This window comes from Virgibacillus sp. GM2-2 (assembly GCF_055329585.1).
Map to the genome: position 1 here is coordinate 239,390 of NZ_JBUZWC010000001.1, position 18,113 is coordinate 257,502.

Below are 18,113 nucleotides of genomic sequence, written 5' to 3' on the forward strand. Positions count from 1 at the left end.
AAGGAAGATAGCATGCTTGATTTTATAAAAAACAACAAAACAACCAATAAGCAAAAACAAATTGATGGACAAGAATTCATCAACTCAGAAGATGTTACTTCATATGAAGAGGAATTGGTTGAAACTTATCTTTCATTTTCACCGAATTGGAACATTCCAAATGAAGATAAGTACGTTTATGCTTTTCATAATAACGAAAGCCCTAAATTAAAAAAGAATCAAATTTCCTTATACGGTATAGATTTAGAAAATAAACAAAATAACCTTATCGTAACTGCACTTATAAAAAATACAGTGAAACGCAGTATTTATTTCACCAAAACCAAAATTCAATTAATCGATCAAAATAATGAAGTGATTGCCAGCAAATTATTTGATCTCGAAAAACTTGGAACTATACCAGCTAACTCAGCCCGACCTTGGAAATTTGTCTTTCAACCAAATGATATTATTTCAAAGGATTTAGACTTCAATTTGTCTACTTGGTCATTAGTTTTTACTAAAACGAAAAATCATAAGTTAGATCTTTCCGATTCATGGAAAGAATCACTCTCAAGACAAACAAAAAAACGCTTAGAACAGATTGTTGCTAAAACACCAGTTAAACAAGGTGAAATAAATTTCTTAGGTTTGGAAGCAACATATAACGAAAAAAATGATTTAGTTGTTACAGTTTTAATTCGAAACGGTACAGATAAAAAACTCTATTTAGAAAAGATTGTACTTGGTATTAGAGACGCAAGTAACAAAGAAGTTGCGAAATGTGGGTTTACTTTAGGGGACTTTGTTATAGAAAAAAACACAAGCAAGCCATGGTCATTTATATTCCCATCTCCAAAAACTAATAAAGAAACAATTGATTTATCTAAATGGCAGGTTTTTATAGAAAAATAGGTTGGGGTTTTACTCAACCTATTTTTTCTATGTTTCTTTACCTTTGTCAACATTACACCGGTTAATGACCTGAAATCACCCATCATTGAAAATGATAGTTTAAAAAAAACGCCTCCAGAAATTTGATTCAACATCAATTTCCAGAGGCATCTTTTTATTTATTTCACTAGATATCTAGCTTATAAAGTAACGTTTCGTTTATTTAGAAGTCCAGTTACCTTCTTGAACCTCAAGAAGAACTGTTTTTCCTTCACGGTCGATAGTTAATTCTTGAGAGCTTACATAGTAACCGTCAATATATGCAGCAACTTTGTAGTCACCATTCGCTAATTCAAATGGATTTCCATTAACATCAATGTGAACGATGTTTCCAGCTTCATCAAAAACTACCACTTTAGAACCAACATTTGTTGATGATCCTTCAATAACCGTATTAACTGTTACAGGATACGTAGCTTCTGTTTCACTCATAACAATTTTAGTCTTGAAGTCTTCATTATCTTCTAATGATATTCCAAGAGTTTGAGTGTCATATCCTCCTTCAGTTACAACAACGCTATATTCTCCAACTGAAAGGTTGTCAAACAAATGCTGAGCATCAGCAGAAACTTGGTAAGCACCAGCTTCGTTAGCAACACCTGCACTTCTGTCTGCCCAAGCATCGTAAATTGTAATTGTATCAGCATCAAGGTCTTTGTTAGCTCCATCTACAACAGATACATCAATTTGAGCCGCAGCTTCTTCAAGTCCAATATGGTGATTTTCAACCTTATCTTTGTTATTTAAAGTAAGTTGTTCCACATATGTTTTATATTGTTCGTCGCCACCATTTGTGTCAGTAGCTAATCCATTATCACGAACAACAACTGTGAAGACTCCTGGCCATAGGTCTACTCCAGCTTCATAATCTGCCTGAGTTGCAGTTTCAACAAGCTTACCATTTTGATAGAATGATACAGTTGCATCAGTTACTTTGCTTAAAGAACCTGCATCACGTACTAAACCTTGAACGCTTGCAGATTTAGTAGGGATAACTAAGTCTAATCCGTTAGCTTCTACAGTTACTGACTTACCTTCAGAAACAGTTACTACATTTTTAGAGTTTGCTGCATCGAATTTGTATCCAGGCTTGTAAAGTTCAAGAGTATATTTACCTGGCAAAAGACCGCCAAAGCTTCCAGCAGCTTCTACAGTTGTTTGAGCAACTACATCACCTGCATCGTTTTTAACTACCACTACAGTGTTAGCAGCAGTTTCGTCTGAAGCAGCTTCTGGGTTAGTGATATTCACAGCAACGTCTGCACCTAGAATTGCCCCACCAAGAACAGCTTCATATTGTTCACCTTTTACTTCTTTCACTGGCTTAGCAGTATCACTATCAACGTATTTAGCAACCTCAGCTTCGGTTACAGTGAAATTGTAATCCTTCGCAACTACATAGTCTCCAGCAACACTTACAGTATAGTCTCCAGCTGGTAAATTATTGTCGAATTCAAATTGAACATCACCATTTACCGTAGTTAAGGTTGAACTACTTGCAACAAGTGCCCCGTCAACGTTGTATACATTAGCCCAAAGTCCTGTTGAATCAATTGTTTTAGATACTGGTGCACCTAAAGTGAAATTGAAATCAGTACCTAGTGCCAGTTCAATATCTTGACCAGAAAGGTTTGTACCCTCTTCAACAGTGATTGATTTTGTCGTAATTGTATTTATACCAGCACCTTGTTGGTATGTTGCTGATAAGTTATATTCACCTGAAGTTAATTTTAAATCTTTGAATGAATAATTACCATTAGCATCGGTAGTTACTGTGTTACCAGCAATTACAACTTCTGCATTTGCAACAGCTGCACCATCTCTAGTAATCTTACCGCTAATATCAGTTGCTTTAACTGGAGCTAACTCAGTAGCACCAATTTTAGTGATTTGACGGTGATCATTAACAGTAACTTCTACAGATTGACTGTGGTATCCAGGTGCATCTAGTGAAATTACGTATTCTCCACCGAATTCAATAAAGTTATCTGGAGTGATACCAGTGTCAAGTTGGTCAATTGAGAAAGAACCATTAGCATCTTCTTCATGAATTGTTACCCAATCACCTAATTCTTCGCTATATGCTTTAAATGATACTGTTGCCCCATTAACCGCTTCTCCTGTTACTTTGTTAACAATCTCACCAGTAATAGCAATATCTTTTTGGAAGATTTGTGTGAAATCTTCAGTAACTACAGAAGAAACCTTGTCATTGCTTACACGAACTTTTTCAGTTTGTGTTTCAAATGATGCTTTCTTGATAGTGATATCGTAATAACTATCAGTATCAAGATTTTTCACTTGGTAGAAACCATGTGCATTTGTAGTATATTCCTTACCATCTACTACAACAGTTGCACCTGATACACCATGCACATTGCCTTCAGCATCTGGAGAGCTTAATACAAATCCAGCAATTGAAGTTGCTTCATCTACTACAGCAACTTTAGTAGTTTTAGAGATTGATTTATCACCAATATAAGCTTTTACAACAACATCGTATGTTCCAATCTCAAGAACATCTGATTTAAATGTAAATGTACCATCTTCATTTAAGTCAGCTGCTTTTTCTTGTCCATCAATAGTGACAGTAACACGTTCTGCACCTGATACTTTACCAGTTACATCAACAGTATAATCTGCGTTTGCAACTGCATTTACGCTATCAATTGCGAACCCAGGAATTCCTTCATCTGGCTTCGGTAATGTAGTACCAAACTTGTAATCAGTGTTAGCTAATAACCAAGCGAAATCTCCTCGTTTAATTGGATCATTTGGTCCAAACGTATTTGCATCTTGACCAGAGATTAATCCGTTAGCGTATAGAGTTTGAATAGCAGATTGGTACCAAGCACCATCTTTTAGATCCGTGAATGGAAGGTCTGCTTCTTCACCAGGAATATTGTAAGCTTCTACAACTAGTTGTGCAAATTGAGCACGTGTCATTTGATTATTAACACCAAATGTTCCATCTTCTAAACCAACGATATAACCAGCATCATAAAGTGCGTTAATTGAGTTTGTATACCAAACGTCTTCCTTTACATCTGGGAAATCTGTGCTAGGTGCATTAGTATTTAATCCAAGAATCTTTGAAATCATTACTGAAGCTTCAGCACGAGTTACCAAATTCCCCATTTTAAATTCGCCATCTTTATAACCTGTAACTACCCCTGCTTCAGCTAAATCACTAATCACATTAAAATAATTGTGATCAGTTGGTACATCAGGGAAAGTTTGTTCTTGCTCAGCAGCAAATGTAGCTGTAGGCGCAATAGCAGAAGCTACCATTGCAGCAGATGCTGTTGTAACAAAAAGTTTACGACTTGTCTTCGACTTTGCCATTGATCGATTCCTCCTGTTTTTCTTAAATATTTTTTATTACCTCGGAAACCTTGGCTATGGTGCATATCCATATATTATGTAAATAGTTCCCAAAGATAACAATATAAACCAAGCAAAAACGAGTAAATCTAGTACTATTTACGCTTGATTAATATTTAACTAGTTTGAAATACTTACTCTAAGAATATAACACCAAAATTAGCAAAATTCAACAACAATGGTAATGTTTTTTACGTTTTTTTTACAAACTGTAATATTGCTGGAAAATTATGCCCAAAAATTATATCGGATGAGAAAGACTCTTTTTAAACATTTTTCGTTAAATTATCTAAGAATCCTATAAAACAATGACTCTAACCGTCACTAAAACCAAATTGTGGATATAGGTTTGCACCCGTTAATAATAAATGTTTTTCGACAATTTTAGTTTAGTATTACATTAACATTTCATAGCAATCCATTAAATCCATTTATATTTGTTAAACTTTTCTAATTGCTAGGAAAATAGAATTAGTATAAAAAATATATTTGACCATTAATGTTAATTGTTTCTTTAATTTCATTTTGAGTATTAAATATTTCAATCAATTCACTTAACATATTTTTCAAATAAAAAATCAAGCCAGTAAAGATGGCTTGATTCATGTCTTATCTATTTATTATTTTTGATAGAATAACAGAAAACTCTGCTCTCGTTATATTATTTTCCGGCTTAAAATTTTGATCAGGATACCCAGTAATTATGTTTTTTTTATATAAAGCGCTGACTTCGTTAAAATAATAGGCTCCTTTGTTAACATCCGAAAATACCTGTTCAGCTGATAATGGTATCTCGAATGCTTTTTGAATAATAATCGCTACATCCCCACGATTAATATATGATTTCGGTCTAAATGTATTATTTGGATAACCAGTAATAATATTTTCATTTGTAGCGGATACTATATAGCCAGAACCAAAATACTCTTTTTTGACATCTTGATAAGTCGATTCCCGCTGAGTTCCATTTAGATTTAAGATTCTTCCGATTATTGTTACTGCCTCTTCTCTCGTAATTGAGGCATATGGGCGAAATGTTCCATCGCTATAACCACTAATATACCCTAGCTTTGTTAAATTTTGCACAGATTCTGTATACCATACATTACTTTTCATGTCACTATAATATTTATTCGGGGACTGAATCAGACCATATCCATACTTTGAATCTTTACCAGCCGTACCAAGGTCAATAGCACTTTCTCTAGCCATTTTCTTAATTTGATTATTGTTCATAAAAGGATAGGCTTCTTTATATAAGGCAAATACTCCTGAAACATAAGGTGTAGCCATCGAGGTCCCACTTAATGTACTATAATCATTTTCATTAGATCCTAATAATACGTATGTGCTATAAATCTCTTCTCCAGGTGCAGTATAGGATAATGATGGTCCACCATATGAAAAGTTAGACTTTTGTAGATCTTTACCGATTGAGCCCACTCCAATTACTTCTGGATATCTTGCAGGGTACATGATATCCAATGAGGATTGCCCTAATCCTGTTTCATCATTCCCTGATGCAGCTACCATTAGAAGACCAGCATCATTTGCAGATCTAATTGCAAGTTCCAACGCTATAGTAGAATATGGTGATGTAATACTTAAATTAACTATATCTAACTTATGTTGGACTGCCCATTCAATAGCAGCAATTATATCAGTTTGCCTACCTTTTCCATATTGATTTAATGCTTTTATAGCATAAATTTCCGCATCGGGGGCTATCCCTATTGTTCCAATCAAGTTATTCTCAGCTGCAAGAATACCTGCAACATGTGTACCATGGCCATTCAAGTCTTGAAAAGTTGGTTCTTCCTCCACGAAACTTTTTCCACCAAAAACATTTAAATCAGGGTGATTACTATTTATTCCAGTATCAATTATTCCAACCTTTACACCATTCCCTGTTAGACCAAGTCTTTTCGTCTCCTCAATAATGGTTTCTTTATAGCCCCACCCAACTAATTGTTTTTCTGTAGTTACCACATGATCTCTTTCTACCCACTGAACGCTAGGGATTTCTTTTATCTGTTGTAGTTTACCTTCAGGGACTGTAACCGAGATAGCGTTGATAGACTCCATCATGTGATGTAATTCATAAGGTATTCCGGTCAAATCCTGTAAGTTAATTGCCTTTTCATATCCCACAATTATTCGTTTATTATTCGTTTCATCGGCAGTAATACTGTAACCTAAACCCAATAACAAAATTAGGATAGCAGATAAACAGATTACTAATTTTGTTTTCACATTCAAGCCCTCCTAGCAAAAAGAAGCGAACATCTAATGCCCGCTTCTTTTTATAATTTCATATATTTTATCTTTCCTGCCATCTATAATAATCCATAACACCTTGATAGATCGCTTTTGCAGCCAGCTGTTTATAGTAATCTGACTTTAATTTTCTTGCATCTTCATCATTTGTGATAAAACCTAGTTCAACTAGAGATGCTACTAATGGTGTATTATTAACAACGCGAAAATCTTTCTCATCTATTCCTCTATCCGAAGTATTTAATGCATCAACTAATCGATCTTGAATAAATTGCGATAGATGACAACTATCTGTCGTACGTGCATTGAATGCCCCTTCATTATCTCTAGTACAACCATCGAATGCAGCACTTGAGAAGAATACCTCAGTTCCGTTAGCACTTGAGTCACCAAAAGCATTACCGTGTATACTCACGAACGTATCGGCACCATGGTTAACAGCGTAATCAATTCGTGGATTCAGATCAATAAAAGTATCATTTGTCCGTGTCATAACCACTTGAATTCCTGCACTATCAAAATATCTTTTTACTCGTTTTGCAACATCTAAAGTTAATTCTTTTTCAACTAAATCATTCCCAATAGCACCTGGGTCACTTCCTCCATGCCCAGGATCAATTGCAATCTTTAAAGGCTTAATATAATCCCCGTGGACATAGCCCTTAACACTTCCATTCTCAACGAAGTACCATTCACCGGATTTTTTGGATGCTGTAACAACATCATTTTTTTCCAAACTTCCGATATCTTTTCCCCCAGGAGTACTGCGAACATTTAATCCAATATCTGGCTTTACTATTCTTTTAACAGATTGGATTGAAATTTCATTGACCTCAAATGCCGGATTTAGTGCACGCGCTAAAAATAACGCGTAATGTTCCCTGGTAATTGGTTGATTTGGAAGGAACTTTCCATTGCCTGAACCTGCAGTGATACCTGCAGATATTAGCATCTTTACTTCATCTGCATAAAAAGAATCAGAATCTACGTCTATAAATTGATAACTACTTTTGGTAGATAAATTAAATGCCTCCGCTATTACAACGGCCATTTCTCCACGTGTAATAGAAGATTCAGGTCTAAATTCACCATTTGGATATCCAGATATAATACCCTTTTGATAAGTAGATTCAATATGTCCTGCACCAAATGAATCTGGATCTACGTCAGTAAATGAAGAATGCCCATGCACTTCTTTTAACTGGAGCGCCTCCCCAATCATAAAGACAGCTTCTTCTCTTGTGACATCTCGATCTGGTTTGAATGTACCGTCAGGATAACCTGATATAATCCCTTCATTGATCAAATAATTAATCTCATCCTTATATGCATCACGAACATCAGGCAGTGAAGCAGCAGAAACCTCTTTTACTGAATTTAAAAAGCTACTTCCTAAAAATAATAAAACCAAAATAAAATTTAACTTCTTCCCCATCCCTATTCCCCTTTGTTATGTATTAATCACGCTGATGATATGTTTTATTATCGGTTTAAAGTAGAAATATTTTAATTGTTTATTAGATAGTTTATTACTTGATTGCAATGATTTCTAAAAATATACCATGTATCTTACTTACTTCCAATAGGTACAATTTCACAAAATTCGACAAGTTTCACCACTTTATTGCCGTTTTATATAAAAATAGTTACAAAGAATGATTTATTTTTTATTCAAAAACGACTATATTTTTGTCAGATAGTTTGATAAATTAATAGTTATAATAGAATTTCTAGATTGATAGTACTTTTTAAAGATTGACCTATCTATCGAAGTATACATCCTACCTACCTTTCAATCCGAAAGCTATTCGTTTTACTCGGACATCACCGAGAATTCACAAAACTATAGGAGGAATACAAGCATAATGAGAAAAGTTTCGACAGTTATAATTGCTTTGGTCTTTATACTATCCATATTTACCCCGAAGAATGTGCTCGCTGCTGATGACTTAACTGGTCATTACTTTGAAAGTAGTATGCGAACCTTAATTAAGATGGATATAATGGGTGGATATAACGACGGGACGTTTAGACCAGATCGACATGTAACAAGAGCAGAGTTTACAACATTTCTAGTAAGAACATTAGACTTATCACCCTCATCATCTGCAAGCTCATTTGCAGATGTCAAAAAGGGAGATTGGTATTATTGGTCAGTAGTGGCCGCAACTAGTTCAGGGCTAATTGGTGGGTACCCTGACGACACTTTCAGACCAAATAATAAGATTTCTCGGCAAGAAATGTCGGCGATGATTGTAAGAGCATTAAATTACAAAGGGATAAGTGCAGGACAAGCACCTCTTGAATTTGAGGATAATTCTAAAATAAATCCTATTTTCCGTGGTGCTATTCAACAGTTACTTTACCTTGATATTATTGCTGGTAAGAAGAGCGGGGACGAAGTTTTCTTTGCACCTTTAGATAGTACAACACGCGGAGAGACTTCCGCAATATTACTTCGTATGATTAATGTAATTGAAAATCCAAAAGAAATTGTAGACTATACGAATTACACGATTGATTTCCAAAATATGGTTAGTGAGCAAATGGATGTTAATCCTAAAGTAGATGGTGCTGGAATATATACAGCTAGTAGAGACTTAGTAGCTTATTATCTGAATCCAAATAATTTTACAAGAGGAACAGAGTCATATTTACAATTTCTTATACTATCTCAATCAACTGGCTTAAAAGAACAAGAACTAAATGAGAAGGTACTTAAAGGGAAAGGAATTCTGGAGGGCAACGCTGCCGCATTTATTAAGGCAGGTCAACGATACGGAATCAATGAAGTTTACCTGATATCCCATGCATTACATGAAACAGGTAATGGTACATCAGACCTTGCAACAGGAATATTAGTTACTAAGGTAGACGGTAAAGAAGTTACACCTAAAACTACTTATAATATGTACGGGGTCGGAGCAAAGGATGCTTGTCCTGACAGATGCGGTTCTGAATATGCATACAAGCAAGGGTGGTTTTCACCGCAAGCAGCGATAATCGGTGGCGCTCAATTTATTGGGGAAAACTATATCCGTGCTGGACAAAATACACTTTTCAAAATGCGTTGGAACCCACAAGGGTTTGAAAACCTAGGTTATGCAAACCATCAATATGCCACCAATACAGCCTGGGCAGTATTGCAAACACCAAGTATTCAGAGAATATATAACCTTTTGGATACATATGTTCTGAAATTCGATGTACCAACTTTTAATGATCAACCTGGTCCAACGGAGAGACCTACTGGTGTAGCACAATATAATGTGGACCGCACACTTGAAGGAGAAAAAGGAATTACAACTGCTAAAGTTGGCCTAAACTTTAGAACTGGCCCTACTACAAATTTCAGTGCTATTAAAAAGTTACCGTATGAAACTAAAGTAACGCTTATCGGAGAAAACGGTGGTTGGTATAAGATTACTGTAGACGGACAAAAAGGTTGGGTGTATGGAGAATATGTTAAACTTGAAAGTGCAACGAAAGCTAGTATAGCTAGTACAACTCAAACTGACGCTACACAAAAAGAGTCTAAAGTAAATGAAGGATTAACAACAGAAACTGAATCCAATTCAGTGGTAGAAGAAGAAAGAGAAAATTCTACTTCTGAAAAAGAGCTACAAGAAACCACTACTGTAGATGATCCTAAAAAGGTTGAAGAAGAAAATGTAGATGAATCTATAAATCATACAGAAGAAAATCAAGAAACTAATAACAATCAAGAAAACACACAAGCTAAAGGTGATATTGAGTCTCAAATTGACTTTACCAAACATGAAGGTGTTATCGGAAAAGTCAAAGTGGAAAAGGTACAATTACAAAGTGAACCAGGAACTGATACTCCTTCTACTGTTTTAGAAACTTTACATGCCGAAACAAAAGTTGAGGTATTGGAAAAGAAGGACGAATGGTACCAAGTTAAAGTAAACGATCAGACTGGTTGGTTATTAAGTAATACCATAACCCTTGTAAACGTTTATAAACTTAGTAACCTTGAGGAAACAATTAACATTAAAGCCGAGGCTAATGAAGATAGTGAACTTGTAACTCAGTTAGAGAAAGACGACATAGTTATTTTTGCACTGAACAAAGAAGGAAAGCTTATAACTTCTAATAATTGGTATCAAATTGTATTAGTTGATAATAAAACAGGTTGGATAAACGCTGATAAGTTGAAAATCAGTGAAGAAACATTTCCTTTATTCACAACTAAATAAGAAAAATATTTGGAAGGGAACAGCTACTTGTTTCCTTCCTTTTATGTTATATTATTAGAAGAATTACGCATTAAAAGGAGACCGATTAATTGATGGAACACGTAACTATTATGGGTGTACCGTTTTTACATACGAATCAAGATGATTTTGTTTCACTGTTAGATCAACATATCCAACATAGGGAAAAAACATTCGTAGTAACCGCAAACCCAGAGGTTGTTATGAAGGCTAATGAAGATAAAAATTTTATGTATCTTCTAGAACAGGCAACCTACATAGTCGCCGACGGAATTGGTGTTGTTAAAGCTGCACAACTATTAAATAAATCCTTGCCTGGTAGAGTAACTGGATACGACACAATGATTCAATTATTACAGATTGCTAATAAAAAAAAATATAAGGTCTTTTTACTCGGGGCTAAAGGTGAAACCTTGGAAAAGACAAGCAAAAATATTAAAAATGACTATCCGGGAATCCAATTGGTAGGAACACAAGATGGTTATTTTGACTGGAGTGATAATACTATTGCAGAAAAAATGTCCAAACTAAAACCTGACCTAGTCTTTGTAGCCTTAGGTGTTCCCAGACAAGAGCAATGGATTTCAGAGAATCTTAGCAATTTTGAACAAGGTATATTCATAGGGGTCGGTGGTAGTTTTGATGTAATCGCTGGCACTGTACAGCGTGCACCCCTTTTTTGGCAAAAAATAAATTTGGAGTGGTTCTATCGCCTAATAAAACAACCTAGTCGATGGCGGCGAATGCTTTCATTACCTCACTTCGCTTGGAAGATAATTAAGTTGAAGGGCAAGGGCACAAAATGAGTCAGTCGACATTCATAAAAGGAACATTAATACTATCGATTGCCACTTTACTTTCAAAATTTCTTGGCAGTTTTTTTCGAATTCCACTCCAGAACATTGCTGGTGATGAAGTCTTAGGTATATTTAGTTTGGTTTTTCCTGTATATATGGTTGCACTAATTTTATCAGTGGCTGGTATTCCTATTGCAATATCTAAATTAATTGCAGAAGCGCATGTTAATAATGAGAAGAATTCCATTCATCACATTTACATTACTGCAAGTATACTGGCAGTAATGTTTGGGATTTTAAGTTTTTCATTAATCTACGCATTTTCAGTTCCTATTGCAAATTCCTTAGGTGGTCAAAGTACTAGACCAGCATTAATAATGGTTGCCTCCACCCTACTCGTTGCACCATACATGGCTGTTTATCGAGGTTTTTTTCAAGGATTTGACGATATGAGGCCGACAGCAATCTCACAGGTACTCGAACAATTTATTCGGGTAGCAATTATACTTGGAATTGCTTACTATCTTGTGATTAATAATTATTCTAACCCAATTATTGCTGGAGGTGTCATGTCTGGATCAATTATTGGAGCTATATCTTCATTAATTTATTTAAGATACAAGTATAGTAGTTCAAATATAAAAATAACTTCAGCAAAGAATTATTCTATTTCCATATTTTTTCATTGGGGAAAACGAATCCTAACAACCTCAATTCCTATAGCTATAGGAACAATAACCATGGCTCTTTTAAATGTTGTAGATTCTTTTACAATTTCGTATGGCTTAGAAAATTTAGGCCATTCGAGCGAGGACATTAATTATTTATATGGAATTTATGCTCGAGGACTCTCTGTAGTACAAATAGCAACTGTATTTGCTACTTCAATTGTTCTACCATTAATTCCTGCAATTACCAGAAACCTTTCAAATAATAATATTAATGGAACTCAACGTATTATTGAGAAAACCCATAATCTTACACACCTTATCTCATGGCCGTCAGCATTCGGTCTTTTAAGCTTGACTCTTCCTCTTAACCTTGCATTATTTACTAACATAGAGGGAAGTATAGTTTTAGCAATTATTGGATTTAGTGCAGTGTTTACTTCACTAACTGTTCTAGGAACAGGTGTTTTGCAAGGACTGAATTTAGCTAAATACGCTGCTTATATCATCATATCGGGAGTAATAATTAAAGTTTTCACCAATATTTTACTCATTCAGTACTTTGGTTTATCAGGAGCAGCAATATCAACTTTGTTCGTTTATATCCTATTATTTATAATCAACAGCATATTAATCTATAAGCAAATGAAACCTAGTCTTGTTACGATAACTACATGGAAGATAATATTCTCATCTCTATTAATGGCGGTAATTATTGGTATACCTACTTTATATTTTCCGATTACGGAATGGTCTAGATTACAAGCACTAAGCTACGTCTCCATAGCAATTGTTTTCGGTGCATTTATCTATTTCGTACAATTATTATTATATAAAGTTGTCGATAAAGAAATGATTAAAAAATCACCTGGAATTCGCAAGCTTTTAAAATAGAAAGGAAGTCACAAATTGAAAATAAAACAACCTTTAATATGGGGTATTACAATCCTACTTATACTGATTTCCTTGCCTGGCTTATACGATCGCTGGCAATCCGTTTCTCAGAATAATACGTATGAGATTGTAACTCCATATGAAGAAATTATAGAATTAGCGAATTTAAGTGAAAATGATGACCTGACGGTAAATAAAGCACTTACAACTCTTAAAGAAGCTGGACTGACAACTGTTAGTATCAGTCCTATCTCATTGGATAGTTTAGAGGAACAAAATGTTATCCAAATATATACGCAGGATGAGCTTGAAGAAACACTGAAATTTAGTGAAGTTGATTATCGATTTCCAAAAGAAGAAGATAATATTTATATAACCATACCAGAGAATGATTATATAAAATCTTTTATTCAAGAAAACTTACAAACAAGGTCAATTTCCATAGCTGACGAAGAACTACTACTGCTACCTTCATCAGAATTAAATTTATTGTATACTAGCATTGGTTATAACAATGAAGTTATTGAAAAAATTAAATCACTTAATTTAAATTATATCTTACGCGTTGACAACGCTGATGCCGAGAAAAAACAAATGTTGAACCAAAACATTGTACAACAACTGCTTCGGTATAAGGATAGTGATTTTACCAACTTGTTATTTTCTGGTTCAGACGTAATTGGATATCCAAATCTTGAACAAATAAAGTCATTTACAAAAAGATTAACTGAGGCTGGGTTTAATTTTTATTCGATCGAATTCACGGATCAACAAGGTTTACAGTTATTGGCTAGAACAAATAATTATAAAGTAATTCGCCTACACAGTATGACGCTAAATGAAACTCTTGAGGAAAGTATTGACCGCGCCGTTAGAGCAGTTAAAGAACGTAATATTAGGTCTATTTTCTTCCATTTACCTTCAGCTAATCCTGACGATTCAGTGAAAAGCTTTACTAAAACAATTGAATTTATAAGAGGTGTTCACGCTGAGATGCCTGAACATTTTAAGCCTGGAATACCTAAGCCTTTCGATACTGTTTCATCTCCTATATGGGCAAAAATTGCAGTCTTGTTAGCGAGTGTATTCTTTACTTATCTTGCTTCTAGGACAATTTTTGATAATCAAAAGGTAAGTTTAATTAGTGCATCATTTGTCATGTTACTAGTAATAGCATATGCCGTTACCCAGAAACTTTTTATCCTTCAAGGTTTAGCGCTTATAATTGCAATAGTAACACCAATTTTTGCAGTTATAGCTTCATCTAGAAACGGGTTCCATAATTTCAAACGCATACTCATCCAATACCTGAAAGCACTGGGACTAAGTTTTATCGGTATTATTATTATACTTGGGTTGTTAAACAGTACTGCCTTCATTACTGGTTTCGAATTATTTAGAGGAGTAAAATTAGTTTATCTCGTTCCAATTTTGTTTGTACTTGTTTACTTATTCTGGCGTGATGGTATTACCATTTTAAACATGCAGGTAAAGTATTGGCATGTACTTCTGTTTGCTGTACTTGGTCTTGTTGGATATTACTACTTGATGCGATCTGGTAATGGAGGTTCGGTTACTGAAATTGAAATGATGATTCGTTATGGTTTGGAAGAACTCCTATATGTTAGACCGCGTACGAAGGAATTCTTGATAGGTTTTCCAATGTTTATTTTGGCGCTTTATGTTCTGAAGTCTCACAGAACATTGGGGAAACTCTTACTAATTCCTGGAGTCATAGGATTTTTATCCATTGTTAATACATTTACACACTATCATATTCCAATAACGATATCGCTACTACGAACCTTATATAGTATTGTTTTTGGTTTTATTATAGGATGGATTTTTATCTATATATTTAAAATTGGTTTCAAACTTTATACTGATTTACGCAAATCGAGGTGGTCATAATGCGTATTGTCATATCAGGATATTATGGCTTTGAGAATGTTGGGGATGAAGCAATATTATTTTCCATTATTCAAGCCCTACGAAAATTAAAACCTAATGTTTCAATTACTGTATTGTCCAATGATCCCCCATCCACCAAGAAAACTTATAATGTTAACGCAGTAAATAGATGGAAGCTTTTTGAGGTTAAGAAAGCAATTAAGCACTCAGATGGACTTATAAGTGGCGGGGGCAGCTTATTTCAAGATGAAACTGGAATGAAGTCTATACCCTATTATTCAGGTATAATAGCCTTAGCAAAATGGCAAAAGAAGCCCGTATTTATTTATGCACAAGGTATGGGACCAATAAATCATAAGTTAAGTAAATGGATTTTTAAGGCTACTATGAATAAAGTTGATACCATTACTGTAAGAGACGAACACTCGAAAAATTTATTGCACAGAATTGGTGTAGAAAAAAACTCGAGTATCGTACCTGATCCAGTACTCGCATTAGATGGAAGTGCATTTATTAATGAATGGATAGAAAATCAAAATTTTTCTAAACCAATTATTACTGTAAGTGTGAGAGACTGGCCAACTACAACAATTTATAAAGAAAAAATCGCAAAATGCTTAGACCAACTTGCACATGAAGGAAAGACCATTGTTTTTGTTCCGATGCATGGGAAACATGATGAAATTACGTCAAACGATATTGTTCAATTAATGGCTAAAAAAAGTTATATTGCACCTTCTGATGCTTCAATAGAAGAAAAAATCGCTATTATTGGTAAATCTGATTTACTTATTGGTATGAGGTTACATTCTTTAATATTTTCAGCAGTAACCTATACACCATTCGTTGCTATTTCATATGATCCAAAAATTGATGCTTTTGCTTCTATATGTAACCAACCAGTGGTTGGGCATGTTACAAAAAATAATTGGGATGCCCATAGTCTTTATAATTTAGTGAGGCACGCTTATTCTAGTTTACCTATTCAACAGGATATAATTAAAAATATAGTAACAGAGAAGCAAATAGAAGCGTATAATACATCAAAAATAGCCATACAATTCTTTGAAAAACCTTATATAAAAGAACGGGCATAAATTGCTCGTTCTTTTCATTTATAGTGTATGAATCAAACGAGTAGAATAAGCGAATAGTAATATATATCTTTATTCAAGGATGATTACAATGGTTAACAATTTAATCGGAATAGCTACTATTTTAGTCTTATTACTACCAGTTTCAAATGAAAATTTAAATTACCCATCAGAAACTCAACAATATGAAGTAATTGTTTTCGGTGGAGAGCCAGCGGGCATTTCAGCTGCTGTCTCCTCTTCAAGAAATGGAAATCGTACGTTATTAGTTGTGCATCGAGAAGGACTAGGCGGGATTATGACTTATGGGATGCTAAACTTCTTGGATCTTAGTCATGATTTAAAAGGAAAACCAACCAATACCGGAATTTTTGAAGAGTGGCATGAAATGGTAGGTGGTAAAATTGGATTCGATATACAAGATGCCAAGCGCGCTTTTCGCAAATTAGTTGATGAACCTAACCTTACTGTTGTCAAGAATACAGTAGTGAAAGATTTGATTAAAAATGGGGACCAACTAGTTGGCGCAATACTTAGTAACGATTCAAAGACTAAAACTTTTTACGCAAAGCGTTTTATTGACGCCACTCAAAACGCCTCGATTGCAGTTAAAGCAGGTGCACCTTACTTTGTAGGTGGTGAAGATATTGGTCTGAAAGAAAAGAAAATGGCAGTAACCTTGATGATGCATTTCGAAAATATTAACTGGAACAAAATTAAAACTGCCGCAAAAAATGGAATCTTTGGGGGTGGAATGGTTAAAGAAAATGTGGCATGGGGCTTTACAGAGTTACATGAAAAATACACACCCCATAATAGTGAATCTACTAGGCTAAGAGGATTAAACATCGTAAGACAAAAAAATGGAAGTGTAGTTATTAACGCACTTCAGATATTTGGTATTAATGGGCTTAATGAAGACTCTAGAGAAATGGCAATAAATATTGGGAAAGAAGAAACTAAATATGTTCTGAAGTTTCTGCAGTCAAATTTTCCAGGCTTTGAACATGCTAAGATTGCAAGTTATCCTGAAGAACTTTATATAAGGGAAACAAGACATATAAAAACAGAATACCAGCTACCCCTAAGTGACATATGGGAAAATAAGAATCATTGGGACAGCATTGGTTTTGGATCGTACCCTGTAGATGTTCAGGCAACATCTATTAATGATTATGGATATGTATTATGTAATCCAGTTCAGTATGCAATTCCGTTTCGCTCAATAGTCCCTCTTAAAGTGGATGGACTATTGGTTACAAGTAAAGCATCAGGTTACAGCTCCCTTGCAGCAGGAAGTGCTAGGGTATTACCAGTTGGGATGACAACTGGGCAAGCTGCTGGCGTTGCCGCGGCTATTTCAATTAAGAATAATATCAGCTTTAGAAAAATGTCTCATCATAGAGAATTGATTAATACCTTAAAAATAAAGCTTATTAACCAAGGTGCGAATCTTTATGACTTTAATATTGCGTATCCTTATGAAGGTAAATGGTTTTATCCAAGTATAAAAACACTTTTGAATTATGGTTTAGTAGTTGGAGGGTACGAAAACTCATTACCTATCGAAAAAGCAATTTCAGAGCAAACTTTTGCAAACTTATTGAATAATGGTATAAAAAGAGTGTTTAGTAAAAAGCAAGCAACGATTCCGAAGTTTAACTTTACTTATAGGTCAATGGTAAACCCTCAAGCAAAACTAACTAGAGATAAAGCCGCTAAAATGTTACTTTCACTTAATGATATTTCACACGACGAAAAAAAAGTTTGGAATACAGCTAAAAAATTGGAATTAATTGATGAAAGGATATATAAGCTAATTCCTAACAATAGGGTATTGAAAGGATCGGAAGGATATTATATTGTTGGGAAATATATAAGTAAAAAGAAAAAGACAAGCTAATGAGGATGGGTGTG

At 34.5% G+C, this 18,113-nt stretch carries 10 protein-coding genes; 7 read left to right on the forward strand and 3 right to left on the reverse strand.

From position 1 onward, the window contains the following. Positions 1-12 precede the first annotated feature (12 nt). On the forward strand, positions 13-894 hold the full coding sequence (locus ACY9Z2_RS01045; RefSeq protein WP_463607738.1) for an accessory Sec system S-layer assembly protein: 882 nt from the start codon (positions 13-15) through the stop codon (positions 892-894). A gap of 198 nt (positions 895-1,092) precedes the next feature. Here the strand turns inward: ACY9Z2_RS01045 and ACY9Z2_RS01050 are convergent, their stop codons facing one another. The 3 genes from ACY9Z2_RS01050 to ACY9Z2_RS01060 all read right to left on the reverse strand — a co-directional run bounded on the left by ACY9Z2_RS01050 (position 1,093) and on the right by ACY9Z2_RS01060 (position 8,029). Next, on the reverse strand, positions 1,093-4,278 hold the full coding sequence (locus ACY9Z2_RS01050; RefSeq protein WP_463607739.1) for an S-layer homology domain-containing protein: 3,186 nt from the start codon (positions 4,276-4,278) through the stop codon (positions 1,093-1,095). Between the two features lie 648 nt (positions 4,279-4,926). Beyond that, positions 4,927-6,570 carry a S8 family peptidase gene (locus ACY9Z2_RS01055; RefSeq protein WP_463607740.1) on the reverse strand — a complete coding sequence of 548 codons (1,644 nt, stop codon included), beginning with the start codon at positions 6,568-6,570 and terminating at the stop codon, positions 4,927-4,929. Between the two features lie 67 nt (positions 6,571-6,637). Further along, a complete protein-coding gene (locus ACY9Z2_RS01060) occupies positions 6,638-8,029 on the reverse strand; it encodes an N-acetylmuramoyl-L-alanine amidase (RefSeq protein WP_463607741.1) in 1,392 nt (463 codons plus the stop codon). A 430-nt stretch (positions 8,030-8,459) separates the two neighbouring features. Between ACY9Z2_RS01060 and ACY9Z2_RS01065 the strand changes: the two genes are divergently transcribed. The 6 genes from ACY9Z2_RS01065 (at position 8,460) to ACY9Z2_RS01090 (ending at position 18,099) form a co-directional block, all read left to right on the forward strand. Beyond that, positions 8,460-10,814, forward strand: coding sequence for an SH3 domain-containing protein (locus ACY9Z2_RS01065; RefSeq protein ID WP_463607742.1), 2,355 nt, complete (start codon positions 8,460-8,462; stop codon positions 10,812-10,814). A gap of 92 nt (positions 10,815-10,906) precedes the next feature. Beyond that, a complete protein-coding gene (locus ACY9Z2_RS01070) occupies positions 10,907-11,638 on the forward strand; it encodes a WecB/TagA/CpsF family glycosyltransferase (protein ID WP_463607743.1) in 732 nt (243 codons plus the stop codon). Then, the gene (locus ACY9Z2_RS01075; protein WP_463607744.1) at positions 11,635-13,191 is read left to right on the forward strand and encodes a putative polysaccharide biosynthesis protein; all 1,557 of its coding nucleotides are present in this window, start codon (positions 11,635-11,637) and stop codon (positions 13,189-13,191) included. Before ACY9Z2_RS01070 ends, ACY9Z2_RS01075 begins: the two co-directional genes overlap by 4 nt. Positions 13,192-13,206: 15 nt before the next feature. Continuing rightward, positions 13,207-15,102, forward strand: a complete 1,896-nt coding sequence (locus ACY9Z2_RS01080; RefSeq protein WP_463607745.1) for a DUF5693 family protein — start codon at positions 13,207-13,209, stop codon at positions 15,100-15,102. Continuing rightward, positions 15,102-16,199, forward strand: coding sequence for a polysaccharide pyruvyl transferase CsaB (csaB, locus tag ACY9Z2_RS01085; RefSeq protein WP_463607746.1), 1,098 nt, complete (start codon positions 15,102-15,104; stop codon positions 16,197-16,199). The genes ACY9Z2_RS01080 and csaB overlap by 1 nt, the downstream gene beginning before the upstream one ends. Before the next feature lie 88 nt (positions 16,200-16,287). Further along, on the forward strand, positions 16,288-18,099 hold the full coding sequence (locus ACY9Z2_RS01090) for an FAD-dependent oxidoreductase (protein WP_463607747.1): 1,812 nt from the start codon (positions 16,288-16,290) through the stop codon (positions 18,097-18,099). Positions 18,100-18,113 lie beyond the last annotated feature (14 nt).